This is a genomic window from Mesorhizobium sp. NZP2234, from assembly GCF_013170765.1.
Taxonomy (GTDB): Bacteria; Pseudomonadota; Alphaproteobacteria; order Rhizobiales; family Rhizobiaceae; genus Mesorhizobium; species Mesorhizobium loti_D.
Window position 1 is genome coordinate 4,590,309 of the sequence record NZ_CP033364.1, and the last position, 26,994, is coordinate 4,617,302.

Annotated in this window: 27 protein-coding genes; 15 read left to right on the forward strand and 12 right to left on the reverse strand. The window is 63.5% G+C overall.

Features of this window, described 5'->3' with window-relative positions; genetic code table 11:
• Nucleotides 1–10: 10 nt before the first annotated feature.
• Nucleotides 11–1,261 (forward strand): cytochrome P450, encoded by a 1,251-nt coding sequence (locus tag EB230_RS22725; protein ID WP_056562376.1) that lies wholly within the window; start codon nucleotides 11–13, stop codon nucleotides 1,259–1,261.
• A 198-nt stretch (nucleotides 1,262–1,459) separates the two neighbouring features.
• On the opposite strand, the gene EB230_RS22730 is transcribed toward EB230_RS22725, so the two are convergent.
• The 7 genes from EB230_RS22730 to EB230_RS22760 all read right to left on the reverse strand — a co-directional run bounded on the left by EB230_RS22730 (nucleotide 1,460) and on the right by EB230_RS22760 (nucleotide 6,628).
• A complete protein-coding gene (locus EB230_RS22730; RefSeq protein ID WP_056562378.1) occupies nucleotides 1,460–1,810 on the reverse strand; it encodes a cupin domain-containing protein in 351 nt (116 codons plus the stop codon).
• 87 nt (nucleotides 1,811–1,897) lie between these two features.
• Entirely contained in the window at nucleotides 1,898–3,178 is a 1,281-nt protein-coding gene (locus EB230_RS22735; RefSeq protein WP_056562381.1) for an O-acetylhomoserine aminocarboxypropyltransferase, read from the reverse strand.
• A gap of 143 nt (nucleotides 3,179–3,321) precedes the next feature.
• On the reverse strand, nucleotides 3,322–3,843 hold the full coding sequence (locus tag EB230_RS22740; RefSeq protein WP_056562384.1) for a CoA-binding protein: 522 nt from the start codon (nucleotides 3,841–3,843) through the stop codon (nucleotides 3,322–3,324).
• Entirely contained in the window at nucleotides 3,830–4,588 is a 759-nt protein-coding gene (locus EB230_RS22745) for a GNAT family N-acetyltransferase (protein WP_056562388.1), read from the reverse strand. The genes EB230_RS22740 and EB230_RS22745 overlap by 14 nt, the downstream gene beginning before the upstream one ends.
• An 11-nt stretch (nucleotides 4,589–4,599) precedes the next feature.
• Nucleotides 4,600–5,382 carry an AAA family ATPase gene (locus EB230_RS22750; RefSeq protein WP_056562391.1) on the reverse strand — a complete coding sequence of 261 codons (783 nt, stop codon included), beginning with the start codon at nucleotides 5,380–5,382 and terminating at the stop codon, nucleotides 4,600–4,602.
• Complete coding sequence (locus EB230_RS22755) at nucleotides 5,382–5,804, reverse strand: VOC family protein (protein ID WP_056562394.1); 423 nt, start codon at nucleotides 5,802–5,804, stop codon at nucleotides 5,382–5,384. Before EB230_RS22755 ends, EB230_RS22750 begins: the two co-directional genes overlap by 1 nt.
• 2 nt (nucleotides 5,805–5,806) lie before the next feature.
• Nucleotides 5,807–6,628 carry an enoyl-CoA hydratase gene (locus EB230_RS22760; protein ID WP_056562397.1) on the reverse strand — a complete coding sequence of 274 codons (822 nt, stop codon included), beginning with the start codon at nucleotides 6,626–6,628 and terminating at the stop codon, nucleotides 5,807–5,809.
• Nucleotides 6,629–6,781: 153 nt separating this feature from the next.
• Here EB230_RS22760 and EB230_RS22765 point away from each other — a divergent pair, with 153 nt between their 5' ends.
• The 4 genes from EB230_RS22765 to EB230_RS22780 all read left to right on the forward strand — a co-directional run bounded on the left by EB230_RS22765 (nucleotide 6,782) and on the right by EB230_RS22780 (nucleotide 9,491).
• Nucleotides 6,782–7,246: a PaaI family thioesterase gene (locus EB230_RS22765; protein WP_056562399.1), complete on the forward strand. Its 465-nt coding sequence runs from the start codon at nucleotides 6,782–6,784 to the stop codon at nucleotides 7,244–7,246.
• A 214-nt stretch (nucleotides 7,247–7,460) separates the two neighbouring features.
• On the forward strand, nucleotides 7,461–7,925 hold the full coding sequence (gene rplM, locus EB230_RS22770) for a 50S ribosomal protein L13 (protein WP_010915638.1): 465 nt from the start codon (nucleotides 7,461–7,463) through the stop codon (nucleotides 7,923–7,925).
• A 1-nt stretch (nucleotide 7,926) separates the two neighbouring features.
• Entirely contained in the window at nucleotides 7,927–8,409 is a 483-nt protein-coding gene (gene rpsI / locus EB230_RS22775) for a 30S ribosomal protein S9 (RefSeq protein WP_013895952.1), read from the forward strand.
• 293 nt (nucleotides 8,410–8,702) lie between these two features.
• Nucleotides 8,703–9,491 carry a class I SAM-dependent methyltransferase gene (locus tag EB230_RS22780; protein WP_172374000.1) on the forward strand — a complete coding sequence of 263 codons (789 nt, stop codon included), beginning with the start codon at nucleotides 8,703–8,705 and terminating at the stop codon, nucleotides 9,489–9,491.
• Between the two features lie 117 nt (nucleotides 9,492–9,608).
• Here EB230_RS22780 and EB230_RS22785 read toward each other — a convergent pair whose 3' ends face one another.
• Nucleotides 9,609–10,667, reverse strand: coding sequence for a glycerophosphodiester phosphodiesterase family protein (locus EB230_RS22785; RefSeq protein ID WP_172374001.1), 1,059 nt, complete (start codon nucleotides 10,665–10,667; stop codon nucleotides 9,609–9,611).
• Nucleotides 10,668–10,752: 85 nt separating this feature from the next.
• A complete protein-coding gene (locus EB230_RS22790) occupies nucleotides 10,753–11,961 on the reverse strand; it encodes an acyltransferase (protein ID WP_056562407.1) in 1,209 nt (402 codons plus the stop codon).
• Between the two features lie 123 nt (nucleotides 11,962–12,084).
• Here EB230_RS22790 and speB point away from each other — a divergent pair, with 123 nt between their 5' ends.
• The 3 genes from speB to EB230_RS22805 are packed head-to-tail and all read left to right on the forward strand — an operon-like array spanning nucleotide 12,085 to nucleotide 14,888.
• Complete coding sequence (speB, locus tag EB230_RS22795) at nucleotides 12,085–13,092, forward strand: agmatinase (protein WP_172374002.1); 1,008 nt, start codon at nucleotides 12,085–12,087, stop codon at nucleotides 13,090–13,092.
• 30 nt (nucleotides 13,093–13,122) lie between these two features.
• Complete coding sequence (gene argC, locus EB230_RS22800) at nucleotides 13,123–14,049, forward strand: N-acetyl-gamma-glutamyl-phosphate reductase (protein ID WP_056562414.1); 927 nt, start codon at nucleotides 13,123–13,125, stop codon at nucleotides 14,047–14,049.
• On the forward strand, nucleotides 14,046–14,888 hold the full coding sequence (locus EB230_RS22805) for an aminoglycoside phosphotransferase family protein (protein WP_196772371.1): 843 nt from the start codon (nucleotides 14,046–14,048) through the stop codon (nucleotides 14,886–14,888). Before argC ends, EB230_RS22805 begins: the two co-directional genes overlap by 4 nt.
• A gap of 74 nt (nucleotides 14,889–14,962) precedes the next feature.
• On the opposite strand, the gene EB230_RS22810 is transcribed toward EB230_RS22805, so the two are convergent.
• The gene (locus EB230_RS22810) at nucleotides 14,963–16,057 is read right to left on the reverse strand and encodes a COX15/CtaA family protein (protein ID WP_081294710.1); all 1,095 of its coding nucleotides are present in this window, start codon (nucleotides 16,055–16,057) and stop codon (nucleotides 14,963–14,965) included.
• Between the two features lie 152 nt (nucleotides 16,058–16,209).
• On the opposite strand from EB230_RS22810, the gene EB230_RS22815 reads away from it, so the two are divergent.
• Complete coding sequence (locus tag EB230_RS22815; protein WP_056562423.1) at nucleotides 16,210–16,425, forward strand: DUF2842 domain-containing protein; 216 nt, start codon at nucleotides 16,210–16,212, stop codon at nucleotides 16,423–16,425.
• Between the two features lie 19 nt (nucleotides 16,426–16,444).
• Here the strand turns inward: EB230_RS22815 and EB230_RS22820 are convergent, their stop codons facing one another.
• On the reverse strand, nucleotides 16,445–17,503 hold the full coding sequence (locus tag EB230_RS22820; protein ID WP_056562425.1) for a polysaccharide deacetylase family protein: 1,059 nt from the start codon (nucleotides 17,501–17,503) through the stop codon (nucleotides 16,445–16,447).
• A gap of 93 nt (nucleotides 17,504–17,596) precedes the next feature.
• On the opposite strand from EB230_RS22820, the gene EB230_RS22825 reads away from it, so the two are divergent.
• Both EB230_RS22825 and EB230_RS22830 read left to right on the forward strand, forming a co-directional pair.
• Entirely contained in the window at nucleotides 17,597–18,826 is a 1,230-nt protein-coding gene (locus EB230_RS22825) for a GNAT family N-acetyltransferase (protein ID WP_172374003.1), read from the forward strand.
• A 21-nt stretch (nucleotides 18,827–18,847) separates the two neighbouring features.
• Nucleotides 18,848–19,684 (forward strand): GNAT family N-acetyltransferase, encoded by an 837-nt coding sequence (locus tag EB230_RS22830; RefSeq protein ID WP_172374004.1) that lies wholly within the window; start codon nucleotides 18,848–18,850, stop codon nucleotides 19,682–19,684.
• A gap of 28 nt (nucleotides 19,685–19,712) precedes the next feature.
• Here the strand turns inward: EB230_RS22830 and EB230_RS22835 are convergent, their stop codons facing one another.
• Nucleotides 19,713–22,016 (reverse strand): exopolysaccharide transport family protein, encoded by a 2,304-nt coding sequence (locus tag EB230_RS22835; protein ID WP_172374005.1) that lies wholly within the window; start codon nucleotides 22,014–22,016, stop codon nucleotides 19,713–19,715.
• Between the two features lie 256 nt (nucleotides 22,017–22,272).
• Here EB230_RS22835 and EB230_RS22840 point away from each other — a divergent pair, with 256 nt between their 5' ends.
• The 4 genes from EB230_RS22840 (at nucleotide 22,273) to EB230_RS22855 (ending at nucleotide 26,850) form a co-directional block, all read left to right on the forward strand.
• A complete protein-coding gene (locus EB230_RS22840) occupies nucleotides 22,273–22,836 on the forward strand; it encodes a polysaccharide biosynthesis/export family protein (protein WP_056565427.1) in 564 nt (187 codons plus the stop codon).
• A gap of 10 nt (nucleotides 22,837–22,846) precedes the next feature.
• Entirely contained in the window at nucleotides 22,847–23,977 is a 1,131-nt protein-coding gene (locus EB230_RS22845) for a glycosyltransferase family 4 protein (protein ID WP_172374006.1), read from the forward strand.
• Nucleotides 23,978–24,067: 90 nt separating this feature from the next.
• Nucleotides 24,068–25,603 carry an undecaprenyl-phosphate glucose phosphotransferase gene (locus EB230_RS22850; RefSeq protein WP_172374007.1) on the forward strand — a complete coding sequence of 512 codons (1,536 nt, stop codon included), beginning with the start codon at nucleotides 24,068–24,070 and terminating at the stop codon, nucleotides 25,601–25,603.
• Entirely contained in the window at nucleotides 25,600–26,850 is a 1,251-nt protein-coding gene (locus EB230_RS22855) for an O-antigen ligase family protein (RefSeq protein ID WP_172374008.1), read from the forward strand. The genes EB230_RS22850 and EB230_RS22855 overlap by 4 nt, the downstream gene beginning before the upstream one ends.
• Nucleotides 26,851–26,994: the final 144 nt, after the last annotated feature.

Genomic DNA, 26,994 nt, shown 5'->3' on the forward strand with positions numbered 1-26,994 from the left:
TGGGTCTGGCATGACCAAATTGACGCTCCCCTACACCGCCTTTGATCCAGCCACACGCCTGCTGAGGCTCGACCCGCACGAGCCGGCTTTCTTCCTGAATCCGTACGAGGCCTATGCCTTCCTGCACGGCGCATCGAATGCGTTCTACTGGGAAGAGTTCGGCTTCTGGTGCTTCGGCGGCTTCGACGATGTCAACCGGCTGCTGCGCGATCGCCGTTTCGGCCGCCAGAACCCGGCCGGCATTCCCGACAGCCGCGGCGTCGGCCAGGACCGAAGCCATCTCACGGCATTCGACGGCATCGAAGCCAATTCGATGCTGGAGCTGGAACCGCCGGTGCACACGCGGCTGAGGACGCTGGTCAACCGGGCCTTTGTCTCGCGCCAGGTCGAACGGCTGCGACCGCGGGTCGAGGCACTCGCCAACGAGCTGATCGACCGTTTTGATCCGGCTGGTCCAGTCGACCTTTTGCCCGCCTTCGCTTCGCCCCTGCCGATCACCATCATCGCCGAAATGCTTGGCGTGCCGGTCGAGATGGGACCGCAACTGCTCGACTGGTCCCATCAGATGGTCGCCATGTACATCCATGGCCGCAGCCGCGAGACCGAGGAGACAGCCAATCGCGCGGCGGGTGAATTCGCCGATTTCCTGCGCGGCTGCGTCACCGAACGACGCAAGAACCCTGGTGACGATCTGCTGTCGCTGCTTATCTCGGCGCAGGAAGACGGCCAGAGGCTGTCGGAGGACGAGATGGTGTCCTCGGCGATCCTGCTGCTCAATGCCGGCCACGAGGCGACCGTGCACCAGACCGGCAATGCGGTGCGCTCGATCCTGGCGCAAGGCGGTGACCCCGGCCGCTTCTTCACCTCACCCGAAGCGACCGCCGCCACCGTCGAGGAATGCCTGCGCTTCGACGCGCCGCTGCACATGTTCACGCGCTACGCCTATCAGGAGATCGAGATCGCGCCTGGCATCGTCGTGCAGCCGGGCCAGACGATCGGGCTTTTGCTCGGCATGGCCAATCATGATCCGCGCGCCTTCGCCGAACCGCGGGCCTTCCGGCCGGATCGTGCGGACCAGAAGAACGTATCCTTCGGCGCCGGCATTCATTTCTGCATCGGCGCGCCGCTGGCCCGGCTCGAACTGCAGGTGTCGCTGAAGACTTTGTTCGACCGGCATCCGCGACTGCATCTTGCCGAACAGCCCCGCTTTCGCGACACTTACCACTTCCACGGGCTGGAAACGCTCGCCGTCGGCTTCTGACGATCGCGGGCCTGGGGCTGCGTCATCAGACTGTTGGAGACCGGCGACGGCGTTCGCATTGGCGTCTCTATGCGCCTGCACTGAGCTGCAAGCACCCAGCAACAGCCGGATTCCGATCTCGAAGCGCAGAACGCCGATCTGCCGACGGCGCACGACAAGGCGTCGGAAGCCTGCCTCAGCCAGTTTCCGGCGAAGTGATCACAGCTTGATCACATACTCCTTGCGGGTCGTTTCAAGCACTTCCCAGCTGCCCTTGAAGCCCGGCCTCAGCACGAAACTGTCGCCGGACTTGACGGTGCGTGCTTGCCCTCCGTCTTCCGCGATCACCGAAACGCCGGACAGAATGTGGCAGAACTCCCATTCGTCATAGACGATGCGCCATTTGCCAGGGGTCGATTCCCAGATGCCGGCATAGAGGCCGTCGTCGCGCTCCTCGGCATTCCAGGTGCGGAATTTCGGATCGCCCGAGATCAGCCGATCCAGCGCCGGCGCGCCGGATTCTGGTTCGACGCCGTCAATTGATATTGTCAGGTAATGCGCGGACAGAATTTGCCTCCATTAAAAGAGCCGGCTTCGCGCCGGCTCGCCCCCACCCCGGCGCTACGCGCCGACCCTCCCCGCAAGGGAGGGTAAGGATCAAACCTTGGCGAGCGCCTGTTCGAGGTCGGCGACAATGTCGGTGACGTCCTCGATGCCGATGGAAAGCCGCACGGTGTCCGGGCCGGCGCCGGCCTTGACCTTCTGCTCGTCGGAAAGCTGGCGGTGCGTGGTCGACGCCGGATGGATGACGAGCGACTTGGTATCGCCGACGTTGGCCAGATGCGAAAACAGCTCGAGCGCCTCGACGAATTTGACGCCGGCCTCATAACCGCCCTTGAGGCCGAAGGTGAACACGGCGCCCGCGCCAAGGGGCGAGTATTTCTTCTGCAGCGCATTGTTCTTGTCGCTGGGCAGGCCGGGATAGTTCACCCAGGCGACCTTGGGGTGGTTGGACAGCCAGCCCGCGACCGTGACGGCATTGTCGCAGTGGCGCTGCATGCGCAGCGGCAGGGTTTCGAGGCCGGTCAGGATGAGAAAGGCGTTGAAAGGCGAGATCGCCGGGCCGAGGTCGCGCAGGCCGAGCACGCGCGCGGCTATGGCGAAAGCGAAATTGCCGAAGGTCTCATGCAGGACGAGGCCGCCATATTCGGGGCGCGGTTCCGACAGCATCGGGTACTTGCCCGACTTCGACCAGTCGAAGGTGCCGCCGTCGACAATGACGCCGCCGATGGAATTGCCATGGCCACCGATGAACTTGGTCAGCGAGTGGACGACGATGTCGGCGCCATGCTCGATCGGCCGGATCAAATAGGGCGAGGCCAGCGTGTTGTCGACGATCAGCGGCAGGCCGTGCTTACGGGCGATGTCGCCGATCTTTTCGATATCGACGAAGGTGCCGCCCGGATTGGCAAGGCTCTCGATGAAGATCGCCTTGGTCTTGTTGTCGATCTGGCTTTCAAAGGTCGAGAGGTCGTTGGTGTCGGCCCAGCGCACTTCCCAGCCATAATTCTTGAAGGCGTGGCCAAACTGGTTGATCGAACCGCCATAGAGCTTGTTGGCGGCGACGAAATTGTCGCCCGGCTGCATCAAATTGTGGAACACGATCACCTGCGCGGCGTGACCGGACGCGACCGCAAGGGCAGCCGTACCGCCCTCGAGTGCGGCGACGCGCTCTTCGAGCACTGCCTGCGTCGGGTTCATGATGCGGGTATAGATGTTACCGAACGCCTTCAGGCCGAACAGCGAGGCGGCGTGGTCGGCGTCATCGAAGACGAAGGAGGTCGTCTGGTATATCGGCGTGGCGCGCGCGCCGGTGGCCGGATCGGGCTTGGCGCCGGCATGGACGGCGAGCGTGTTGAAACCGGGCGTACGGGTCACTTAAACCTCCCTTTGAACTTCTCGAATTGGCCGCGCATTCTTGGCGAAGGCCGCGCGTGAATGCAAAGAAGAAAATACCTTTCGGCAAACGATTTGTGATGAACGCGCCAGAAAATACCTTTCTTCCCGGAATAATTTTGCGTCTATTTCTGGCGCACGCCAAAGCTCTGGAAGCCCTGGCGCATCAGCGGCTTCTTTGATGATAGCACCCCGGAATTGACACCGGTCCAGCCGATCTCGCCGGACAGCTTGCCGTACTCGATCTTCGGGCAACGGTTCATCACCACCTTGACGCCGGCGGCTTCGGCGCGGGCGGCCGCCTCGTCATGGCGCACGCCAAGCTGCATCCAGACGACCTTCGGCAAGGGATCGAGGCGCAAGGCCTCGTCGACGATGCCGGGCACAGCCGCCGGGGCGCGAAAGATATCGACCATGTCGATCGGCCCGGGAACATCGGCGAGGCTGGCATAGGTCATGCGGCCGAGGATTTCCTTGCCAGCCTGGCCAGGATTGATCGGGAACACCAAAAAGCCCTTGGCCAGCAAGTACTTCAGGACGAAGTAGCTTGGCCTCACGTCGTTGGCGGACGCGCCGACCATGGCGATGGTCTTCACCGAATTGAGGATGCCGGCAATGTAGGTGTTGTCGTAGCTATCGTGGTTCATACGGCTTCCTGCGGTAGTGATATCGATAGAGTTCGCGATTGAACCCCAGCGAGGCATAGAGCGCGCGGCCCGGCACGTTGTCGGCCACAACCTGGAGGCATGCCGCCGAGGCACCTGCCTGTCGCGCCCAGTCGATCAGGCCGCCAACGGTCTTGCGCCCCAGGCCTTGCTGCCTGAAGCGGCGATCCGTTTCAACCGATTCCACCACAAGCAGCCCATCGCGAATGACGCCATAGGCCAGGGCGGCAATTACGCTGTCGTGTTCGCAGGATACGAATGCCCGCTCACCGATGATCAGCCCAGTCATATCGCGAAAGACGCGGCTGTCGGTGTCGTCATAGGCGCCCATGCGGAACCGCGCAGCGAACCAGTCCTCGCTTGGCATTGGCGAAACCGAGACGTGTTCGTCGCGAACCTCCGCCAAATCGTCGATCCCCGCATGGAGATGGATTGTTCCGCCCTCCAACTGGTAGCCGCGACCGTCGAGCGCGGCCACGAGTTCGTCGGCGATATCAGGCACGCGGAAGAGAGGCGTCTGGCCATGACCGATATAAAAGGCCTCGGCAGCGTCGAGCACTGTTTCAGGCGCTCCCCGCCTGCCCCGCAAAGGATTGGCTGAGTTCGCGCGCCGGGTCCTGCCACCCGAGCGCCTCAGAACCCAGCCATGGAAGACCGTCTCGGAGGCCGCCGGCCAGGCTGCGCGGCATGCCTCTTCCATCCGCCAATTGAGATCGTCGTCAGCCATGCGCGCCCCCGTCACGCGTCGGCTTCCCGCAGCGCTTCCTCCATAAACATGTCGGGGTCGCTGCAGAAGTCGCGCATCATGCGAAAGTGATCGGTGTCGGTGAAATCTGTCGGGTCGAGCCCGAACCGGCTGATGCGGAACAATTGCGCTCCGGGACAAGCCATCAACAGCGGCGAGTGTGTCGCCATGATCACCTGCGCGGTGCCGGACTGGTCCATGCGCCGCAGCATCTTGAGCAGTTCGATCTGGCGCGATGGCGAAAGCGCGCTCTCCGGTTCGTCGAGGATGTAGATGCCTTGCCTGCGGCAGCGCTCCTCGAAAAAGCGGATGAACCCCTCGCCGTGCGACCAGGAGAGGAAATCCGGCGGCGGCGGCTTGAACGGGTCTTCCAGTGCCGCCTGGTCGAGGTAACGTGCCACCGAATAGAAGGATTCGGCGCGAAAGAACCAGCCGGCGGTAACCTTTGGCAGCCAGTGGCCACGGAATGTGTTGGCCAATGCGGCGCCGCTCTTGTCGATGGCGCTGGAGTGGTCGACCGGGCGATAGCCCTTGCCGCCGCCGGCCTCGTCGTAGCCGGCCAAAGCGCCGATCGCCTCGAGAAGCGTGGATTTGCCGGTGCCGTTCTCGCCGACGATGATGGTGATGGGGGTGGTGAATTCGAGTTGGAATTCGTGGCCGCGAAAGAGCGGCAGGTTCCAGGGATATTTTTCCCAGTCGGACACCCGCTCCGGATCGAGCAGGATACGCTTGAGATAGGGCGCCTTGAGCCGTGTCAGCTGTTTGCGGTAGGCCATCAATCAGGCAGCGAAATCGTGCCGTCTTCGGCGATCGGAAAGGCCGGATTGTGCGCCACTTCCCAGACATGCCCGTCGGCATCGGCGAAATAACCGTACCAGCCGCCCCAGAAGGCGCGGCCGGCCGGCTTGACGATACGGCCGCCGGCTTTCTCAGCCATCGCCAGCACCTCGTCGACTTCAGCGTCGGAGCGGGTGTTGTAGGCGAGATAGACAGCGGAGGGCGCCCTGGCGAAGGTGATGCCCGAATCCGCCTCGGCGCTGGCACGCGGAAACAGGCCGAGAATGGCGCCGCCCATCTGGAAGAAGGCGACGCCGTCGGTGATGCCGGCATGCCGCCTCAGGCCCATCGCCTCGTAGAACCGCACGGCGCGATCGAGATCGTCCGTGGCGATGGTGACGATGGAGATGCGCGGTTCCACGGTTACTCGTCCGTCCATTCCGGCTTGCGCTTGCCGATGAAGGCGCCGATGCCCTCCTCCGCGTCGCGCGCCAGCATGTTCTCGACCATGACGCGGCCGGTATAGGCATAGGCATCCGCCAGCCCCATCTCGGCCTGCGCGTAAAAGGCCTCCTTGCCGATCTTCACCACCAAAGATGATTTGGAAGCAATGGTTTGCGCGTATTTGGTGACGATCTGATTCAGGTATTCGCGCGGCACGACGCGGTTGACCAGGCCGAATTCCTTGGCGGTCGCCGCGTCGATCGTCTCGCCGGTCAGGAGCATCTCCATCGCCTGTTTGCGCGAGACGTTGCGCGACAGCGCCACCATCGGCGTGGAACAGAACAGCCCGATGTTGACGCCCGGCGTGCAGAACGTCGCCTCATGGGAGGCGATCGCCAGGTCGCAGCTGGCGACAAGCTGCAGGCCGGCGGCGGTCGCCAGGCCGTCGACTTCGGCGATGACAGGCAAGGGATGACGCACAATCGCCTGCATCAGCGTCGCACAGGCGGCGAACGTCTCTTCGAAAAAGGCCTTGCCGCGATCGGCGTCGGCGCGGCGCGCCGTCATTTCCTTGAGATCATGGCCGGCGCAGAATACTTTTCCGGCTGCCGACAGCACGATGACGCGAACGGCCTTGTCGTGCTTGGCGCGGTCGAGTTCGGCGGTCAGTGCCGCCATTACCCCAAGCGACAGGGCGTTGGCAGGAGGATTGGAGAGCGTCAGGCGCAGCACACCCTTGTCCAGCCTGGTCGTGACCGGCCCTTCGACAGCGACAGGCTTGATGGCAAGGATTTCGGCCATGGCTGAGATCTCCGCGATTCCGAACGGGCTGGCAGAGTATCTAATATCGGATCGGGTTTCATCCAACACCCATCGCTTGCGCCAGAAGACTGAAGATGTTGCCAGGAATGCCCAGCTGCGCCCATACAGGCCTGCGCAGAACGAGAGACCGACATGCCCGCCCAGACCAATCTCAAACCGGTGCTGACCGCAGCGCAGATCAATACGCTGATGGAGACCGTCTTCCCGCAACTCAACGAGAATTCCGCCGCCTATGAGGCGATCGACGTGTTCCCCGGCGGCTGCATCGTGCGACTCAATGCTGGCGAGCGGCATCTGCGTCCCGGCGGCACGGTGTCCGGCCCGGCCCTGTTCACGCTGGCCGATATTGGCGGTTATGTCTGCGTGCTCAGCCATGCCGGGCCGGATGCGCTCTCGGTCACCACCAACCTCAACATCAACTTCGTGCGCAAGGCCGAGGCCGGACCGATCGACGGCCATTGCCGCATCCTGAAGCTGGGAAAGAGCTTGATGGTGTTCGACATCGACATCGTCGCCGGCCCGGAAGGACACACGATCGCGCATGCCACGGGCACCTATTCGATCCCGCCGAAGCGCATTGGCGATGTGGTAAAATAATACCTTTTTCCCAGACCATTGTTTTTGTTATCATTTCTCCATTTGAGAGCCTTTTGATCGGCTTGACGCGCAATTCCCCCTCGCCTATAAGCCCTCACGAAGCAGCGGCCCGCAAAGGCCGCCGTTTTGTTATTGGCGGCGGGCAGGCGCTCATCGTCAATCCAAGCAACAAGAAACGCCTTCCCCGTGAAGGTCAGAACCGAGAGCAGAAAACATGACAACCTTTTCGCAGAAGCCTGCGGATGTGGTGAAGAAGTGGATCCTGATCGACGCCGAGGGTCTCGTCGTTGGTCGTCTGGCCACTGTCATCGCCAATCATCTTCGCGGCAAGCACAAGCCGACCTTCACCCCGCATGTCGACGACGGCGACAATGTCATCGTCATCAATGCCGACAAGGTGGTGTTCACCGGCAAGAAGTTCACCGACAAGGTCTATTACTGGCACACCGGCCACCCCGGCGGCATCAAGGAGCGCACCGCGCGCCAGCTGCTCGAGGGCCGTTTCCCCGAGCGTGTCGTCGAAAAGGCCGTTGAGCGCATGGTGCCGCGTGGTCCGCTTGGCCGTCGCCAGATGAAGAACCTGCGCGTCTATGCAGGCGCAGAGCATCCGCATGTTGCCCAGCAGCCAGAAGTCCTCGACGTGGCCAAGCTGAATTCCAAGAACAAGAAGGTCGCATAAGATGGCTGAGCTTTCCTCGCTCGCAGAACTGGGCGCCGCCACCGGCAACACCAACACGCAGGCCGCGGCCCCGGTCCACGTCCAGAAGCTCGACAAGTCGGGCCGCGCCTATGCCACCGGCAAGCGCAAGAACGCCATTGCGCGCGTCTGGGTGAAGCCGGGCTCCGGCAAGATCGTCGTCAACGACAAGGAATTCGCGACCTATTTCGCGCGTCCGGTCCTGCAGATGATCCTCAACCAGCCGATCATCGCCTCCAACCGCGCGGGCCAGTACGACATCGTCGCCACCGTCGTCGGCGGCGGTCTCTCCGGCCAGGCCGGTGCGGTTCGTCACGGCATCTCCAAGGCGCTGACCTACTACGAGCCGGCGCTGCGCGCCGTGCTCAAGAAGGGCGGCTTCCTGACCCGCGACAGCCGCGTCGTCGAGCGCAAGAAGTACGGCAAGGCGAAAGCCCGCCGCAGCTTCCAGTTCTCGAAGCGCTAAGCGCTCCGCGGTTTTGGACAATCGAAAAGGCCGCCTCCGGGCGGCCTTTTTGCATTGCGCATCCCCTATCCGGCGGAATGGCCAGCGTCGCGGATGAACAGGAATGCGCAGACCGCCGAGAACGCCACGGGCGCGGCATTCGATGCAAGCCGTGTTGTACATCCGGCAAATGTCAGGCCAGGCAAATTTCCTGCGGTCCGTCGCGCGCGGCGCGGCACCATGCTACGAGACAGGGACCGGCCTTTTCGATCCAAAGTATATCTGGACAGGTAGTTCTTAGGGGGAGATCTCAGATGTCGTCACCCGAACCGATCAAATTCACCGACGGCGCGGCTTACGAGCGCTTCATGGCTCCCTGGAGCCGATCCGCCGGGGCTTTGTTCATCGACTGGCTGGCGCCGGACCCCGGACGGGCCTGGGTTGATGTCGGTGCCGGCAACGGCGCGTTCACTGAGCTCATTCTAGCGAAGTGCGCCCCTTCGTCCGTTTGCGCGATCGATCCCTCCGACGCGCAGATTGCGACTGCTCGGCAAAAAATCTCGGCAAAGCAGGTCGAGCTGTCGATTGGCGATGCGATGGCCCTTCCTTACGACGCCAACCGCTTCGACGTCGCGGTGATGGCGCTGGTGCTGTTCTTCGTCCCCGACCCGCGCAAGGGCGCCTCGGAAATGCTCCGCGTCACCAAGCCCGGCGGCATTGTCGCGTCCTACACCTGGGACGTCATGCGCGGCGGCACCCCTACGCAGCATTTGTGGGAGGAGATGGACGCGATGGGCAAACCGGCCGCACGTCCGCCGAGCGCGGAGGTCTCGCGTTTCGCGGCGCTGAAGGCGCTTTGGGCGGAGCTCGGCATCCGCGATGTCGAGACGCGCGAGCTTGTCGTCGAACGCACCTTCGCCGACTTCGACGATTATTGGCTATCCATGGTCGTGAGCAGCCCGAGCGGAATCGTCGGGAAGCTGTCGGATGCGGAGAGCGCGGAGCTTAAACGCCGACTAAAGGACAGACTGCCGGCAAGCGCCACGGGAGCGATCACGGTTCACGCATGGTCGACGGCGATCAAGGGGCGAAAGGCCGCTTAATGCATGCGACGCCTTACGTCGCCGCTTTCTTCTTCGCCTTCGGCTTGGCCGGCTTCGGTGCAAGTCCGTCCGGATCGTCGCCGTTGAACAGCAACGCGATGCGCTCGTAGCTCTGGCTCAATTGATGCTGGCGGTCGCGGCAGGCTCGATGCGTTCGCCCGTCCCGGCGTAGGGCACGCGAAAACCGTTCGCCGCCAGCCAGTCGATTGCCGCCTTCGGCTCGTCGGTCTGGATGATGGTGGCGCCACGATCGGCCCAGAAACCCCAGGCTTCGCGCGGCAGGCTGGCCTTGACCGCCAGTTCGTCGCCACGTCCGCCGGCCAGGAAGCCGCCCGGCTTGTTGACGATGGCGTAGGTGTCGGCCCAGATGTGCCAGTTACCCCGCACCGCGGCGGCCCGCATGCGCGTGCTGAACAGGGGGCCACCGGTCTCGGTCAGCGTCTCGGCACCCGCCCGCCAGTTGATCAGCTCGATCGCATGCGGCGAGAAAGCGTGGTCGACCGTCTCGGCGAAACCGGCATCGTGTACCGCGTCATCGGCGATGATCGGCATGAACTGGACACCGCCGCCGATGGCGGTCATCGCGGCCTTGACCGTGGCGATCCTGTTCTGGTTCCAGAGGTTCTCCTTGACGATGACCTGATCGGCCATGCCGAGATCGCGCGCCACCGCGATCATGCCCGGGAGGTCGCCGACGTCGAGCTTGTTGTCGAGGTTGATGAGGATCCGGTCCCTGGTCGCCAGCAGCATCTCGCGCAGCGTCGAGACCCTCTCGTTGGTGACAGAGCCGGTGCCCTCGACCACCAGCCGACATGCCCTGAGTTCGTCCAGCGTATAGTTCACCACCTCGCCCTTGCAGGTCGTGGTGCGATCGAGCCAACTGTCATGCATGACGACGAACGCGCCGTCCTTCGAGCGCCTGATGTCGACCTCGACAATCTCCGCGCCCATGGCGATCGAGCCTTCGACGGCGGCAAGCGAGTTTTCCGCGTACAGCGTCTTGCCGGCCTGCATGCCGCCGGCCCGGTGCGCTGCCACCATGACATGGTCGCGCCACTGGTTGGCATGCTCGAAGCGGTCGAGAATCTGCCTGGCGCGGCTTTCGCCCGCCGAGGCCTGGCCGCAGGCAGCCGCAAGTACCGTGGAAAGCAGAAGGCTCAGCCAGATTGTCCGCATCGAGAATCGCTCCTTGCAGGATCGAAACCCGGATAGGCGGTCCCCGTGACAGGGAGGTGAACGAAGCCGGCTAGCGGATAGTGAGTCAGATGCGCCTGGATAGCCGGCGGAACCATGCCATGGCCGGCATCTCGACCAGGCGCCACGTAATCCAGGAGGCGGCGATGGTGGCGACGAGCATGATGACGATTGCCCCGATCCCAGCCCAGCCGGCGCCGAAGCCGGTCGCGGGCTGTCCGCGCAGCACGAAGTCGCCGATCAGGCCAAGGCCGAGCTTGCGCTCAACGATCCCGGCAAAATTGATCAGACGCGCCTGGACGAAGATGTGGACCATGTAGATCGAATAGGACAGCGCGCCGAGCGTGAGCATGAACGGCGTCCTCAGCAAGGCGGAGATCCATCCGCCTTCATGGGCGAAGAGAAACAGCGCCAGTACGAACACCACAGGCGCGGCGATGCCGAAATCATTGCTGCCCGCCAGCGAGACGAAAAGGACGATGACCGCCACCATGACGATTTCGGCAAGCGTCCAGTCCATGCGCGGGCCGCTCCTGGCAAGAAGCTGTCGCGCCCCTGCAATGGAATCATGCTGAAACCAGGCCAGCAGGGCGCCGAGCGAGAAGCCGTAGAGACAGCGGATGAAGCCGAAATCGTAGGACACGTCCATATGATGCGTGGAGAAGCCGAGCAGGAACAGCGGCGCGGTGACGGCGGCGGCGACAAACCATATCCAGGCACGCGCGCCGGCGACGAAGACCACGCCCGCGAACAAGAGATAGGCGAAGAACTCGGCCGAAATGCTCCAGCTTGGCGCATTCCAGGTCAATTGATCCTCAAAGCCCATTCCCTGCAGCAGAAGCAGATTGGCAAGCAGACTTCCAGGGTCGAAACCGCTGGTGAAAGGAGCTGCGCCGGTGCCATGCAGTTGCGGCAGCATCAGCCGCAGCAACTCGAATCCCGCAAAGGCCGCAAGCATCAGCAGATGCAGCGGGTATATGCGGCCGAAACGCACCAGCGCGAAGCGGGCGACCTCTTCCGGCCGGCTCAGCCGATTGGCGTAGCTGCTGGCGATGACGAAACCGGAAAGAACGAAGAAGAAGTCGACGAAAAGGTAGGACGAACCCACAAAGGCGCTTTGCGAGATAGACGAGGCGGTCGGGAAGTGAAACAGCGCCACCAGAAGCGCGCAGATGCCGCGCCACGAATCGAGAACCTGGAAGCGCTCTCCCGCTACCGTACCGGCATGGGTCGACACCACGGCATGGGACGGATTAAGAAACGCGGTCTGCGTCATGATGATACAAATCCTGTCTTGCCGTGGCACCCGGGCGGCACCGTTTCGTCTCCCCAAGCTGTGACTGGCATCTTCCGTGCCGGTTCTGTAGTTGTTGCACCCCGATGAAAACGAGGACCAGTAATGGCGACCAAGAACATCGACCATGCCTTCACCGCCCGCTCCAAAACAGGCGGCGCCCTTGAGCCGACCTATTCCGGCGCGCTGTCGTTCATGCGGCGCAAATACACCAAGGACGTGAAGGGCACGGACGCGGTGGTGTGGGGCATTCCCTTCGACGCCGCCGTCACCAACCGGCCCGGCGCCCGCTTCGGGCCGCAGGCGATTCGCCGTGCCTCCGCGATCCTCGACAATGACCCGCAATACCCGTTCTCGCGCGATCTGTTCGAGCATCTGGCCGTGGTCGACTATGGCGACTGCCTGCTCGACTCCGGCAACCACCAGAAGACGCCCGGCACGATCGAGCGCGAAGCAGCGAAAATCCTGAAGTCGGGCGCCTTCCTGCTGACGCTTGGCGGTGACCATTTCGTCACTTGGCCGCTGCTCAAGGCGCATGCCGCGATCCACGGACCGCTCGCCTTGGTGCAGTTCGACGCGCACCAGGATACGTGGGAAGACGACGGCAAGCGCATCGACCACGGATCCTTCGTCGGCCGTGCGGTCAAGGAAGGCATCATCGACCCCGACCGGTCGATCCAGATCGGCATCCGAACGCACGCGCCCGACACGTTCGGCATCAAGATCCTCTACGGCCATGAGATCGAGGAGATGCGTGCATCCGACATCGCCTATGCCATCGTCGACCGCACGGGCGGCAAGAAGACTTATCTGACCTTCGACATCGACTGCCTTGACCCGGCCTATGCGCCCGGCACAGGCACGCCGGTGGCCGGCGGGCCTTCGTCGGCGAAGATCCTGTCGACGCTGCGTCAGCTCAACCAGGTCGATATTGTCGGTGCCGACGTCGTGGAGGTTGCGCCGGCCTACGATCACGCCGATATAACGGCGATCGCCGGCTCGATGGTCGCCATGCAATATCTCGGCCTGCTGGCCGAACGAAAGGCACGACAGTTAGAGATGAACAACGGCAATCATAACGGTGCCGCGGTGAATCAGGGTCACGGCATATAGTCTTGAAATATCAGGGAATTTGATCAGGTCATGAAACCGAAAATCTTCATCGACGGCGAGCACGGCACCACCGGCCTCCAGATCCGGGCACTGCTTGCCGAGCGTGGCGACCTGGAGATCATTTCCATTCCCACCGAGCGCCGCAAGGAGACGGCGGCGCGCGCCGAATTCCTCAATGCCGCCGACATCGCGATCCTGTGCCTGCCGGACGACGCGGCGAAGGAGAGCGTCTCGCTGATCGCCAACGACACCACCAAGGTCATCGATGCGTCGACCGCGCATCGCGTCGCCGAAGGCTGGGCATATGGCTTCGCCGAGATGGACAAGGATCAGGCCAAGACGATCGCCACGGCCAAGCGCGTCGCTAATCCCGGCTGCTGGCCGCAGGGACCGATCGCGACACTGCGGCCATTGGTTGCCGCCGGCCTGCTGCCAACCGATTTCCCCATCACCGTCAACGGCATTTCGGGCTATTCGGGCGGGGGGCGGCCGATGATCGAGGACTATGTCGCCAAGGGCGAGGACGCCTCGGAGTTCCTGCCCTACGGCCTGACCCTGCAGCACAAGCACGTACCGGAACTGAGGGCCTATGCGAAGCTGTCGCATGATCCGATCATGCAGCCGGCGGTGGGCAATTTCGCACAGGGCATGATCACCGTGGTGCCGCTGCAGCTTGGCGGCCTGGACCATGTGCCGACGGGCGCGGAGCTCCATGCGGCCATTGCCGACCATTTCGCCGCGATCAAGGGCGGCGTGGTGGAAGTGGCGCCTTACGCCCATCTGGAGCGTGTGCCGGAGATCGATCCCGAGATCTACAACGGCACCAACCGCATGAAGGTCTACGTCTTTGCCAACGACAAACGCGCGCAGGCACTGCTGCTGGCGGTCTATGACAATCTCGGCAAGGGTGCCTCGGGGGCGGCCGTCCAGAACATGGACCTGATGCTCGGCCTTTGATGGACGCACCGGGCTTCCCGGCGCGCTGGAAGGTCAGCGCGCCCGAACTCATTGCCGAGACCTTTTCGAGCCGCATCTGGAAGGTTGTCCGCGAGGACGGCTCGCCGGCCGTCGTCAAGGCGCTCAAGCCTTTCGACGATGTCGCCGACGAGTTGCGCGGCGAGCATTTCCTTGCCTGGCGGCGGGGCGAAGGCGCGGTGCGCCTGCTTGCCCGCTCCGGCCATAGCATGCTGCTCGAATATGCCGGCGATACGCTGCTCTCACGGGTTCTCGATGAACAGGGCGACGACGCCGCAACAGAGATAGCGGCGGATCTGATGGCGAAATTGTTTTCGCCATCGAAGCACCCCTTCCCGCCCGAGCTTCAGCCGCTCAGGGAACGGTTCGCCAGCCTGTTCAAGAAAGCAGCAACAGACCGCGGCGCCCGCCGCGACAGCCTCTATGTCGAGGCCGCCGCCATCGCCGATCGGCTACTGGATGACCCGCATGACGTCAGGCCGCTGCATGGCGACCTGCATCACGAAAACATCTTGCACGGGCCGCGCGGCTGGCTGGCGATCGACCCGAAGGGCGTGCTTGGCGATCCCGGCTTCGACGCCGCCAACATGTTCTACAATCCGCTCGACCGCGACGCGCTCTGCCTCGATCCTCTACGGATCGCGCACATGGGCGAAGTCTTTGCCAGGACGCTGGGGCAGTCTCCGGCCGCGATACTGGATCATGCCATCGCCTATGGCTGCCTGTCCGCGGCATGGCACCACGAGGACGACAATGCGGCCGAGGAGAACCGCGAGCTGTCGATCGCCAAGACGATTCGGGCCGTGCGGACGCATTTCTGACCGGGGAACGGCTCGACGGCGAGAAACCACGCAGTCCGACGAATTCTGGATGTGACGAGCTGATCGGCTCGGGTTCAATTCCTGAGCGCGACCTCTTGCGGCAAGGGGTAGGCTCCCTTGGTGCCGCGCCAATGAGCGGCGGCAAAGCCCAGAACGATCAGTGCGAAACCCTGATGGGTGAGCGCCATATGCAGCGGCACCTGCATCAGCAGCGTACCGATGCCGATCGACGCCTGCACCAGCACCAGCACGAACAATAGCGTCGCGCGACGGGCGTGGGTTGAGCCGGGCAAGCGGATCCGTGTCGCGATCATATGCCAGAGCGCGACGGCGAAGACCGTATAGGCACCGAACCGATGGACGAACTGCACCGTCTTCGGGCTTTCGAAGAAGTTGCGCCATGCCGGCTCGAGGATCAGCAGATCGCCGGGGATGATCTTGCCGTCCATCAGCGGCCAGGTGTTGTAGCTCAAACCGGCATTGAGACCTGCGACAAGGCCGCCGAGATAGATCTGGATCAACGCCAGAAGCACGATGAAGCCGGCCAGGCGCTGCGTCGAGCGATCGGCCGCGGGTTCGGAATGCGGCGCCAGCCCGCGCGCCACGACCATGGTGGCGGTGAAGATCAGCGCAGCCAGTGTCAGATGCGTCGCCAGCCTGTACTGGCTCACCGACACACGATCGACCAAGCCGGAGGCCACCATCCACCAGCCGATGGCGCCCTGCAGGCCGCCGAGGAGAAGAATGCCGACCAGCTTTGGTCCCAAGCCGCGCTCGATGCGGCGTGTCACCCAGAACACCAGCAGCGGCAAGGCAAAGACCAGGCCGACGCTGCGCGCCAACAGACGGTGCGCCCACTCCCACCAGAAGATCGACTTGAACGCCTCGATGCTCATCCCCTTGTTGAGCTCGGTGTATTGCGGGATCTGCTGGTAGCGCTGGAATTCCTCTTGCCACTCGGCGTCATTGAGCGGCGGGATGACGCCATGGATCGGCCGCCATTCGGTGATCGACAGGCCCGACTCGGTAAGCCGCGTGGCGCCGCCGACCAGCACCAGTGCAAACAGCACCAGAAGTACGACATAAAGCCAGCCCCGAACCAGCGCCCGGTTGTGCAGGTCGCGGTCTCGGGCAGCGTATGGCGCAGCGGCGGCTGATATGGCAGCCATGATCTTGTCCCGGCAGGTTGAAGTCGCGGATAGGTGAACCATCGCACCCCTGCTGGCAAGGCCATCCGGCGCGGCACGCCGTCGCGCCGCCCGCGGCGGGTTGCGCGCATCTTGCGTTCGGCTTAAGCGATAGCGATCAACGAGGCCAAGCCATGCCCATTCGCCTGAAGAAGCTGATCGGAATGTTCCTGCTGGTGGCGCTGGTGATCATCTATGCGCTCGTCGCATCAATCTTCGCGGTCGCCCGTTTGTCGGAATCGGGCGCTTTGGTGCAATTCCTGTTCTTCCTGCTCAGCGGACTGCTGTGGGTGCTGCCGGCGATGGGCATCATCAAGTGGCTGATGCTGGAACCGCGGGTGAAACGCTGACGCTGCGCCAGCCCGTCGGTCAGACGGTGACGACCATCTTGCCGGCATTGGCGAGCGGCGTGGTCACGCCCGACAGCATGGTGCGGATGTGGGCCAGGCTCTGGTAGCGGCCATTGATCGAAATGCGCGGCAAGGCATGCAGGAAGCCGGCATGTTCGGCGCGCAGCACGCCATGGCGGGTCGTCACGGCGGAGACATAGCCGGCGTCACGGGCAAAGCCCACTTCGCGGCAGCCGACGGCGCTCGCATAGCCATAGGGATAGGCGAAATGGCGGGGCTCCCTGCCGAGTTCGGCGCGCAACTTGTCCTTTACAGCGCCGATCTCGTGCCGCGCATCGGCTTCGGACAGCCGCTTCAGATTGCTGTGGTTGATCGTATGGGCGCCAATCGTCACCAATGGATGCGCCGCGACAGTGTGAATCTCATCCCAGTTCATCAGTGTCCGCAGGCGCGGAGCGTCCGCGTCGACGCCATTTGATTTGGCCAGATCGCGCAGCACGGTCCGCAAATCCTCCTCGCGAACCTCGGTGGCGAGATAGGCATGCAGCCGGGCTATCGCCTGGGTTTTCCTGGCACGGGTCGCGCAATCGATCACCGCCGGACCGTTCGTGGTCGCGAGCGTCAGGCGATCGCACGCATTGACGATGTCCTCGGCCACGTCCCACCAGAGATCGGCGGTGCCGTCGATCAGGCCGGGCGCGACGTAGATGGTGATCGGCGCGCCGTGCTTTTCCAGCACCGGCAGGGCCTCGATCATGTTGTCGCGATACGCATCGTCGGCGGTGATGGTGGCGAACCGGCCGCCCTTGCCGCCTGCCTTGATGCGCTCCACGGCTTCGTCCATCGGGACGAAGGCATAGCCGTCCGCCTTCATGTCGGCGATCACCGCGTCAAGGAAGCTGGGCGCGATGTTGAGATGCCGGTTGACGCTGTCGGGTTTTTCCGGTGTCGCCGTCACGCGGTGCAGCATCAGGATGGCTCCGATGCCGCCGACAAATGGCCTGGCCAACGGTGCAAGGCCGGTATAACGGGCGACGTTGAGCGCCAGTCTCCGGATTGCCTCCCCGCCGTCGATCATTCATTCACCTTTTGCGCCTAGGCTTGATCCAAGCACGGAATACGCCTGAGCGCCCCCCCCAAATAGGGATCAATACGCCTTAAGGATTGAGGTATGGTTGACGCAATGGCGTCATTTGACGGCAATCGGCTCGCGGCGACCGAGGCGTCGCCACGCGCCCTGCCGAAGGATGCCGAGGGGCTGTCGGTTTCCGTCGTGGGTGCGGACGGGCTAGCGGCCTATGCGGAGTTTTGCCGGTCGGCGCTTAGCGCGCCGGCGCAGGGCGCGACGTGGATCCTGAACTGGGCCGCTCAGGTCAAGCCGGATCTGCTCGTGGCGACGCTCACTCTCGAAGGCAAGCCGGTCTTCGCGTTGGCGCTGGAGATTGTCAGCCGCGGCCCTTTCCGGGTCGCCCGTTTCATGGGCGACCGCCACGCCAATGGAAATTTCGCGGCAGCCGACACCCAATGGCTGAAAAGGGCGGATCGCGCGACCGTCCGCTCGATGTTCGCAGCCATCGCCAAGGCTCGTCCCGACATCGATCTCATCGCGCTGGAAAGGTTGCTGCCCGATCTCGACGGCATCGCCAATCCGCTCGCGTCGCTCGACCATTTTGCCAGCCCCAATCTTTCACTGGCCGTCAACCTTGCCGGTGGCTTCGATGCGTTGCTGCTGCGCGCCAGCGGCAAGCGCAAACGCAAGAAGCATCGTTCGCAGACGCGCAAATTCGAGGCCGTCGGCAGCCACCGGCGCATCGAGGCGCGAACTTCGGATGAAGTGGACAGGCTGCTCGACGCCTTCTTCGAGATGAAGGAACATCGCTTTCGCAAGATGGGCATTGCCAACGTCTTCGGCGACGCTCGGACACGCGCCTTCTTCCGGGGGCTGTTCACACAAGCCCTGGCCGAGGACAGGCCGTCCTTCGTGCTGCATGGCCTGGAGGTCGCCGGCAAGCTGCGCGCCGTCACCGGGTCGAGCCGTTCGGGCAAGCGCCTGATCTGCGAATTCGGCGCGATCGCGGAAGACGATCTCGCGCACAGCAGTCCCGGCGATTTCCTGTTCTTCGACAACATACAGGAAGCCTGCGATACCGGTTTTGCCGTCTATGATTTCTCCGTCGGCGACGAGGCCTACAAACGGCAGTGGTGCGATATCGAAACGCGGCATTTCCAAGTGCTGGTCCCGCTGACACTGAAGGGCCGCGCCCTGGCGCGGACGCTTCGCCAGGGCGCGCGGCTGAAGGCCTTCGTCAAGAACAGCCCGGCGATCTGGAAACTGACGAAGATGCTGCGCCGCAAGGCAGCAGGACAGCCAGCGCCCGCGGCTGTCGAGGACGACGGTTAAGCTCGCTTCGAAATGAGCGCCATGAAGCCGACCATCCGCACGCTATCCCTCCGGGAACTGACTGACCTGATCGACTGGGCAGCCGCCGAGGGCTGGAACCCGGGCCTTGAAGACGCGGCGATGTTCCAGGCCGCGGATCCAGAGGGATTCATCGGGGCTTTTGTCGGCGACGAGATGGTCGCAGCGATCTCGGCGGTGGCCTATGGGCGCGATTTTGGTTTCATCGGCCTCTACATCAGCCGTCCGGACATGCGCGGCAAGGGCTACGGCAAGGCGGTGTGGGCCGCTGGCATGGCCAGGTTGGTCGGGCGCACCATCGGACTGGATGGCGTCGAAGAGCAGCGGGCCAACTACCAGAGCAAAGGGCTCAGGCCGGTCTACGAAACCATCCGCTACAGCGGACGCCTTGCGGGCTCGCCCGTCGGCGCCGGGCGTCCTCGGATGGTGACCGCGCAAGCTGTGCCCGACATCATCGGGTATGACGCGCTTTGCTTTCCCGCGCCCCGGCACTCTTTCCTGCAGCAATGGCTGCAGCCGCCTCACCACGCCCTGGCCGCGATCCAATCGTGGGGAATGGCCGGCTATGCGGTGGCCCGTTCCTGCCGCAGCGGCTTCAAGGTCGGCCCGCTCTTCGCCGACGACACGCAGACGGCGCTCGAATTGCTCGCAGAGCTGGCAAGTGCGTGCGAAGGCGGCGAACTGAACATCGACGTCCCGGCCACCCAAGTCGATTTCATCGCGGCGCTCGAGGCCGCCGGCTTCTCACCGACCTTCACCACCACCCGCATGTATCAAGGCCCGCCCCCGAAGCTTGATGCCAGCAGGGTATTCGGCGTGACGACGCTGGAACTGGGATAGGCCAGGCGTGCCTGCGAACAGCGGCTGTTCAGGCCGCCGAACGCCGGCCCGGAGTTCCCGGTGGTTCGTGGCCAAGCGGCGTCACCAGCGTCAGGTCGGGGTAGCCGCTCTCGATCAGCTTGACCGCTGCCTGCGTCACCTCGTCGTCCGGCTCCAGCATGGACAGGAACACTTCGGTCGCGTCGCCGCCCAGACGGCTGATGCCTTGCGCATCGGCCGGCCCGCACTCGACCACCACCAGATCATAGGCCGTGGTCAGCGACTGCATGATGATCGGCAACCTGTCGGCGGCGCGCATGGCGCGGACCGGATCAGCGGTGCCGACCGGAATGACGTGGCAATCGGAATAGAGATCTGCATGGATGACGTCGCTGAACTGCGCCTGCGACGCGAGCAGATCGGTGATGCCCGGGAAAAGCCCGCTGTCCAGCATTGGCCGCGAAGCAGCACCCGAGGCGGTAAGATCGAGCAGCAGGACGCGCAGGCCGGCGTCGGACACCTCGCGCGCCACCAGAACTGCCGATGCTGCTGCCTCGTCGCCTTCGGGCGAAACGAATATGGCGCGTGCGGCACCGCTGGCGATCAGCTTTTCCGCGGCCTTCTCGATGTCGATTTCACCGAGCACCGAGCGCGGCCTCTGGACCTCCGCGACGGGTTCCGGCTCGACAGCTGATACGGCCTTGGCGACAGGCTCTGCCCTGGCGGCTGGCTCAGGCTCGGTAGCAGGCGCAGGCTCGGCAATGGGCTGGGCTCGCACCGTCATTTCGGAATCCGCGACCGTTTCGGCCCATGGCACCTCAGCACCACGATTGGCGAACTCACTGACGACAGCAGGCTCCAGTCGGGCAGTTGGCTCCAGGGGAGCGGCCGGCTCCTGGCGGGCGGTTGTCGGCATCGCCACTTCGTCGATCGGCTCAAAACGGGCGCCCGTGGCCGGGCGCATCGCACGGCCCGAGAAGAGTTCCCGCAGCAGCGTGAAGACCGCCGCCAGCAGAAGCGAAGCGGCGGCGGCGGCACCAACGATCGGCCCGACCTTGGGGAAGTATGGCTCGGAGGGCACCGAAGCCGGCGAGGAGACACGAGCGTCGACCGGCACATAGTTGCGGTCCTGGCGCGAAGCCGCCTCGCGGTAGTTGGTCAGATAGAGTTCGAGCTGTTGGCGCTTGGCCGCCGCATCGCGCTGCAGCGCGTCGAGCCCGACCTGCTGTTCGCCAGCCTGCGCCGAGGCCGCCTTCAGCGTGTTGACGTCGGCGACGAGCTGGTTTTCGCGCGCCTTGGCGGCATCGGCCTGCATGACCAGGCCCTTCATGACCTTCTGTGCTTCGCCGCGGATCTGCGCATCGAGATCGGCCAGTTGTGATTTCGCGGCGCGAACGCGCGGATGATTGTCGAGCATCGTCGTCGACAGATCGGCGATATTGGCGCGCAGCTCGACCTGGCGCTCCCGCAAACGCTGGATCAGGTCGGACGACAGCACTTCCGGCAGCGAATCCAGCGAGCCGCCATTCTGCAGCGCCTTGCGTACGCTGTCGGCGGTGCCTTCGGCCGCGGCGCGGTTGGCCCGCACCCGCGACAATTCGGTCGACAGCTCGGCCAGTTGCTGTGTGGCCAGGGTGGAATTGTTACCGCCCATCAGGAGGTCCGACTGGCCGCGGTACGCCGCGACCTTGGCCTCGGCATCCCTGACCTGCTTCGACAGGTCGGCGATCTCAGGCGCCAGGAAATCCGCGGCGGCGGTGTTCGACTCGCTCTTGGCCGCGCCCTGCCCCGCAATATAGGCAGCGGCAATGGCGTCAGGGATTGCCGCGGCGAGCTTGGGATCCTCGGATGAGAACTCGATGGCAATGATGCGTGTCTTTTCAACGCCAAAGACGTTGAGCTTCTCGCGCATCTTCTTCAACACGCGTTCGTCGGCCGGAATATCCATCGGATCGTTCTTCAGCCCAAGCAGGATCAGCACGCGGCTGAGGGATGACATGTTGATCGTTTCGTCGAATTCGGGCAGCCGCGCCAGACCGAGTTTCCGCGCCACCTGCTTGAGGATTTCGTTGGACGAAATGATCTGGACCTGGGTGGCGACGCCTTGCTCGTCGAGGATCGGCTTGTCGCCGTCATTATTGCTGCCGGCCGGGCGGGTATAAACGGATTCGCGCGGGGCGATTTCCACCTGCGTCTGCGCCTTGTAGTGCCGCGTCGCCAACGACGCGAAAGCAAACGCCAGGCCTGTCACCGCCAGAACAAAGAGCAATATGCGCAGCCAGTTCCTCGCCAGGCTGGCGAAAAGCTGCCTGAGGTCGACATCGACATCTGCGGCCGCGGACTGAACGGACATGCATCCCTACTCCGAAACTGGGTCAGGATGCACCGTAAACAACTATGGTAACTCAGCAGTTAAGATCGCGGCAATACTCCATTAGGGATCACTGGCGAGCGGCTAGAAAAAGCGACAAAATGGCGAAATCCCTGCCGGCGCGAGCTCTATCGGCCGGCGCCTTTACCGGCCATTAACCCTAACAGGATGATAACGAACCCGATCCCAGATGTTTGCTGCGACGCCGCAGCGGCCAGTCGAAGGTACGTATCCGGTCATGAAAAGCACTGCTTCCCTCGTTCGCGCGCTGCTTGCCGTATCGATGCTCGCCGGCTGCTCCAGCTACCGCCCGCCGCCGGCCGCCTTCCACGAAGTCCTCGACCAGCCTTATCGCCTCGGCGCCGGCGACCGCGTGCGCGTCACCGTGTTCGAACAGGACGGCCTGACCAACACCTACAGTGTCGACCAGTCCGGCTATCTCTCCTTCCCGCTTGTCGGCGCCGTGCCCGCGCGTGGTCACACAGCACAGCAGATGGAAAAGGAGATCGCCGACAAATTGCGGCAAGGCTATCTGCGCGACCCCGACGTTTCGGTCGAGATCGACCGCTACCGGCCGATCTTCGTCATGGGCGAGGTGGGTGCTGCCGGCCAGTATTCCTACGTGCCCGGCCTGACGGTGCAGAAGGCCATCGCCATCGCCGGAGGCTTCACGCCACGCGCCAACCAGGAAAGCGTCGACATCACCCGCGACATCAACGGCAAGGTGATGACCGGGCGCGTGGTCACCTCCGACCCGCTGCTGCCCGGGGATACCGTCTTCGTCCGCGAACGCCTGTTCTGACAGATACCACGTGGCGGACAAGCTCAGGATCGTCCACTGCTTTCGTTCACCCGTCGGAGGAATTTTCCGGCATGTGCGCGACCTGACGGAAGCTCAGGTCGCGGCGGGTCATGTGGTCGGGATCGTCTGCGATTCGACCACCGGCGGCGAATTCGAGGAACGCCTGTTCGAGCAGATGAAGGGCACGCTGGCGCTCGGTATCCATCGCACGCCAATGCAGCGCCATGTCGGCCCGGGCGATCTCGCCTCGGCCCGGCGCACCTACAGGATCATCAAGGAATTGCAGCCGGACGTCCTGCACGGGCACGGTGCCAAGGGTGGCGCCTATGCCCGTCTGTTCGGCTCATTGTTGCGGGTATCAAGGTCTCGCGTAGCCCGCCTTTATTCGCCGCATGGCGGCTCCCTCCACTATGACGAAACAACGGCCACGGGGAGGCTGTTCTTCGCGCTGGAGCGCTCCATGGCGCGCTTCACCGATTGCCTGCTCTTCGTCTCGGATTATGAGCGGCGAACCTATCGCAGGAAGGTGGGCGAGCCGCCGATCCCGAACACACTGGTCTACAACGGACTGCGCGCCGCGGAATTCGAACCGGTGGCGATCGAACCCGATGCGGTGGATCTGCTCTACATCGGCATGATGCGGGACCTGAAGGGCCCCGACATCTTCATCGATGCACTGGCGGCCGCCGGTCCCCGGCTTGGCCGTGCGCTGCGCGCGGTGATGGTCGGCGACGGCGACGACCTGCCGCGTTATCACGCGCAAGTGAAGCGCCTTGGGCTTCAGGACCATGTCCGCTTCCTGCCGCCGATGCCGGCCAGGGAGGCCTTCGCGCTGGCGGCGCTCGTCGTCGTTCCCTCGCGCGCCGAAGCCATGCCCTATATCGTGCTGGAGACACTCGCCGCGGCAAGGCCCATGATCGCGACCTCGGTCGGCGGCATACCGGAGATTTTCGCTGCCGGCTCCCCTGCCCTGATCAGGCCCGATCCCATCGAACTCACTGACAAGATGAGTGAGGCGCTGGCCGATCTCGCAGCCTACGGCAAGCTGATGCCCGACGGCGCCAACCTCAAGGCACGCTTCGGCGCCGACGTCATGGCCGCCGAAATCGAGAAGGCCTATTTCGCCGCGCTCGGCAGGTGACGCCCCAAGCCTTTCCAAAGCCACGTGTTGTTTCAAGGGTTTCTTAGCTCTCTTTTGCTAATCACCCAGGGGAAGCTTGCGGACTGTTCCATGAACGAGATCGACCCCGCGCGCCGCTTTTCAGCAGAAGCGGTGCGTAAATTCGACGGCCCGGCCGATGGCGATGCGCCCGGGGGTATGAACGATGTTGCCCGACAGGTGGCGTCGCAATACCGGCGCGATACGATGTCGCCGATCATGGTCAGCGGTGTCCTGCGCATGGTCGAGTTCGCGATCCTGTTCTTTTCGGGGCTCTGCGTCTATTTCTACTTTGTCGGGTTCTTCAACTATTTCGCCTGGCAATATCCGGTGACGATCGCCGCCGCGTCGTTCCTCGCCGTGGTTCTGCTCGATGTCACCGACTGCTACCAGGTCGTTTCGCTGATGCGGCCGATCGCCAATTTCAGCCGCATCCTGCTGGTCTGGGCCGGCACCTTCGCGCTGATGGCGTTGACGGCTTTCACCATGAAGATGTCGGAAGACTATTCGCGGCTGCTGTTCGGCACCTGGTTCGTGGTCGGCTTCGTCCTCCTCTTCGGCCTCAGGCTGGTGTTGTCGAAGCTGATCCGGCGCTGGGCTCGCGATGGCCGCATGGAGCGGCGTGCCGTCATCGTCGGCGGCGGCAAGGCGGCGGAAGTCCTGATCCGTTCGGTCGAAAAACAGCCTTACAACGACATCCGCATCTGCGGCATATTCGATGACCGCAGCGACAAGCGCTCGCCGCCCATCGTTGCCGGCTATCCCAAGCTCGGCACCATTTCGGAACTGATCGAGTTCGCTCGCATCGCCCGCATCGACATGCTGATCGTGTCGCTGCCGCTGACCGCCGAAACGCGTGTGCTGCAGCTGTTGAAGAAACTGTGGGTGCTGCCGGTGGACATTCGGCTTTCGGCGCATTCGAACGCGCTGCAGTTCCGCCCTCGCGCCTATTCCTTCATCGGCTCGGTGCCGATGCTCGACATCTTCGACAAGCCGATCAACGACTGGGATTCGGTCGCCAAGCGCGCCTTCGACATCATTTTCTCGCTGATCGGCATCATCGTCTTCTCGCCGGTGATGCTGGCGACCGCGATCGCCATCAAACTCGACAGCAAGGGACCGGTGCTGTTCAAGCAAAAGCGACACGGCTTCAACAATGAGATCATCGAGGTCTACAAGTTCCGCTCGATGTACACCGACAGGTCGGATCCGACCGCCAAGCAGACAGTGACCAAGAACGATCCGCGCGTCACGCGCGTCGGCCGCTTCATCCGCAAGACGTCGATCGACGAACTGCCGCAGTTCGTCAATTCGCTGCTGGGATCACTGTCGCTGATCGGTCCGCGCCCGCATGCCATCGCGGCGCAGTCGCACAACCTTCTCTACAACGAGGTGGTCGACGGTTATTTCGCCCGCCACAAGGTCAAGCCGGGCGTGACCGGCTGGGCGCAGATCAACGGCTGGCGCGGCGAGATGGACACCAACGAGAAGATCCGCATGCGCACGGAATACGACCTCTACTACATCGAGAACTGGTCGCTGCTGTTCGATCTGCGGATCCTGTTCCTGACACCGATCCGGCTGCTCAACACGGAAAACGCCTATTGAGCGCGATTTCCCATGAGCTGCCGTCGGCCGCGGTCAACGCCAAGCTGATCGCGCTGATTTCTTCCAGTGCGGTGGTGTTCGGCATTCTTCTGTCCGGCTTCGTCATCAACGAGCCGGCGCCTTATGAAATCTACATGGCCGGGCTGATCGCCATCTGGGCGCTCTTCGGCTTGCGGATTTCCCGCGCGGCCATGCCGCTGCCGGTGCTGCTGGTGACAATGAACATCGGCGGCATGATCTCGATGACGCAGATGGCGGACCTCGCCTTCACACCCCTCTATCTCTCCGTGTCGCTGTTCCTGGCCTTCAGCGCGGTGTTCTTCGCCTCGGTCACCGCCACGCAACCAGGTCTCTACCGGCTGATCTTCAATGCCTATGTCGTTTCGGCCGTGGCGACGTCGCTGCTCGGCATAGCAGGCTATTTCCATGCCTTTCCCGGCGCCGAGATCTTCACCAAATACGACCGCGCCGCCGGCGCCTTCCAGGATCCGAACGTCTTCGGACCCTTCCTGGTGCTGCCCGGCATCTATCTGCTCCATCTGCTCCTGACCGGTCCGGTCTCGCGCATGCCGCTGCTGGCGGTGCCGCTGCTGATCATCGTATCGGGCATCTTCTTCTCCTTCTCGCGCGGCGCCTGGGGCATGTTCGTCGTATCGGCGGTCCTGCTAACCGGCTGCCTGTTCCTGCAGAGCAACAGCGGCAAGTTCCGGCTGCGCGTGGTGATCATGACCATCGCCGCGCTGTCGTTGCTGGCGATCGCCATCATCGTCATCCTGCAATTGCCCGGGGTTGCGGACATGTTCACCCAGCGCGCGCATCTCGAACAGAGCTACGACACCGCGCGCCTCGGCCGCTTCGCTCGCTACGGAATCGGATTCCAGATGGCGATGGAGCATCCGTTCGGCATCGGGCCGCTGGTCTTCGGCAAGATGTTCGGCGAGGACACGCACGACATCTGGCTGAAAATGCTCATGGATTATGGCTGGCTCGGCTTCGTGTCGTTCCTGACGCTTGTGCTGTGGACCATAGCCTCCGGGTTCCGCATCCTGCTACGCGATCGGCCATGGCAGCCTTACCTCTTGTGCGCCTATGTCGCCTTCATCGGCAATATCGGACTCGGCACCTTCATCGATATCGATCACTGGCGCCACGTCTACCTGCTGCTCGGCCTGATCTGGGGCGCCATCGCCCTGGAATACCGCCATCAGCGACTGTTGCGGCCGGCTCTGGCTCAAGCAAGAAGCTGAAGGCGTGATCTGTCCAGGGTTCAGCCAAGACGAACCGTGGAAAAGTCCCATCTCGTCGCCGACACCATGCGCCAATGTGGCTTCTCAAAAACGAAACGACGAAGGTCGTTACCGGCTTTCCGTTCATCGCGCGGCTCCTTCATT

Excerpts from the sequence above, each read along its gene's own strand:
- EB230_RS22725 (WP_056562376.1), top strand. The coding sequence starts at position 11 with ATGACCAAATTGACGCTCCCCTACACCGCCTTTGATCCAGCCACACGC.
- EB230_RS22740 (WP_056562384.1), bottom strand. The coding sequence starts at position 3,843 with ATGAACCACGATAGCTACGACAACACCTACATTGCCGGCATCCTCAAT.
- EB230_RS22745 (WP_056562388.1), bottom strand. The coding sequence starts at position 4,588 with ATGGCTGACGACGATCTCAATTGGCGGATGGAAGAGGCATGCCGCGCA.
- EB230_RS22750 (WP_056562391.1), bottom strand. The coding sequence starts at position 5,382 with ATGGCCTACCGCAAACAGCTGACACGGCTCAAGGCGCCCTATCTCAAG.
- EB230_RS22760 (WP_056562397.1), bottom strand. The coding sequence starts at position 6,628 with ATGGCCGAAATCCTTGCCATCAAGCCTGTCGCTGTCGAAGGGCCGGTC.
- EB230_RS22765 (WP_056562399.1), top strand. The coding sequence starts at position 6,782 with ATGCCCGCCCAGACCAATCTCAAACCGGTGCTGACCGCAGCGCAGATC.
- rplM (WP_010915638.1), top strand. The coding sequence starts at position 7,461 with ATGACAACCTTTTCGCAGAAGCCTGCGGATGTGGTGAAGAAGTGGATC.
- rpsI (WP_013895952.1), top strand. The coding sequence starts at position 7,927 with ATGGCTGAGCTTTCCTCGCTCGCAGAACTGGGCGCCGCCACCGGCAAC.
- EB230_RS22780 (WP_172374000.1), top strand. The coding sequence starts at position 8,703 with ATGTCGTCACCCGAACCGATCAAATTCACCGACGGCGCGGCTTACGAG.
- EB230_RS22785 (WP_172374001.1), bottom strand. The coding sequence starts at position 10,667 with ATGCGGACAATCTGGCTGAGCCTTCTGCTTTCCACGGTACTTGCGGCT.
- EB230_RS22790 (WP_056562407.1), bottom strand. The coding sequence starts at position 11,961 with ATGACGCAGACCGCGTTTCTTAATCCGTCCCATGCCGTGGTGTCGACC.
- speB (WP_172374002.1), top strand. The coding sequence starts at position 12,085 with ATGGCGACCAAGAACATCGACCATGCCTTCACCGCCCGCTCCAAAACA.
- argC (WP_056562414.1), top strand. The coding sequence starts at position 13,123 with ATGAAACCGAAAATCTTCATCGACGGCGAGCACGGCACCACCGGCCTC.
- EB230_RS22810 (WP_081294710.1), bottom strand. The coding sequence starts at position 16,057 with ATGGCTGCCATATCAGCCGCCGCTGCGCCATACGCTGCCCGAGACCGC.
- EB230_RS22815 (WP_056562423.1), top strand. The coding sequence starts at position 16,210 with ATGCCCATTCGCCTGAAGAAGCTGATCGGAATGTTCCTGCTGGTGGCG.
- EB230_RS22820 (WP_056562425.1), bottom strand. The coding sequence starts at position 17,503 with ATGATCGACGGCGGGGAGGCAATCCGGAGACTGGCGCTCAACGTCGCC.
- EB230_RS22825 (WP_172374003.1), top strand. The coding sequence starts at position 17,597 with ATGGTTGACGCAATGGCGTCATTTGACGGCAATCGGCTCGCGGCGACC.
- EB230_RS22830 (WP_172374004.1), top strand. The coding sequence starts at position 18,848 with ATGAAGCCGACCATCCGCACGCTATCCCTCCGGGAACTGACTGACCTG.
- EB230_RS22835 (WP_172374005.1), bottom strand. The coding sequence starts at position 22,016 with ATGTCCGTTCAGTCCGCGGCCGCAGATGTCGATGTCGACCTCAGGCAG.
- EB230_RS22840 (WP_056565427.1), top strand. The coding sequence starts at position 22,273 with ATGAAAAGCACTGCTTCCCTCGTTCGCGCGCTGCTTGCCGTATCGATG.
- EB230_RS22850 (WP_172374007.1), top strand. The coding sequence starts at position 24,068 with ATGAACGAGATCGACCCCGCGCGCCGCTTTTCAGCAGAAGCGGTGCGT.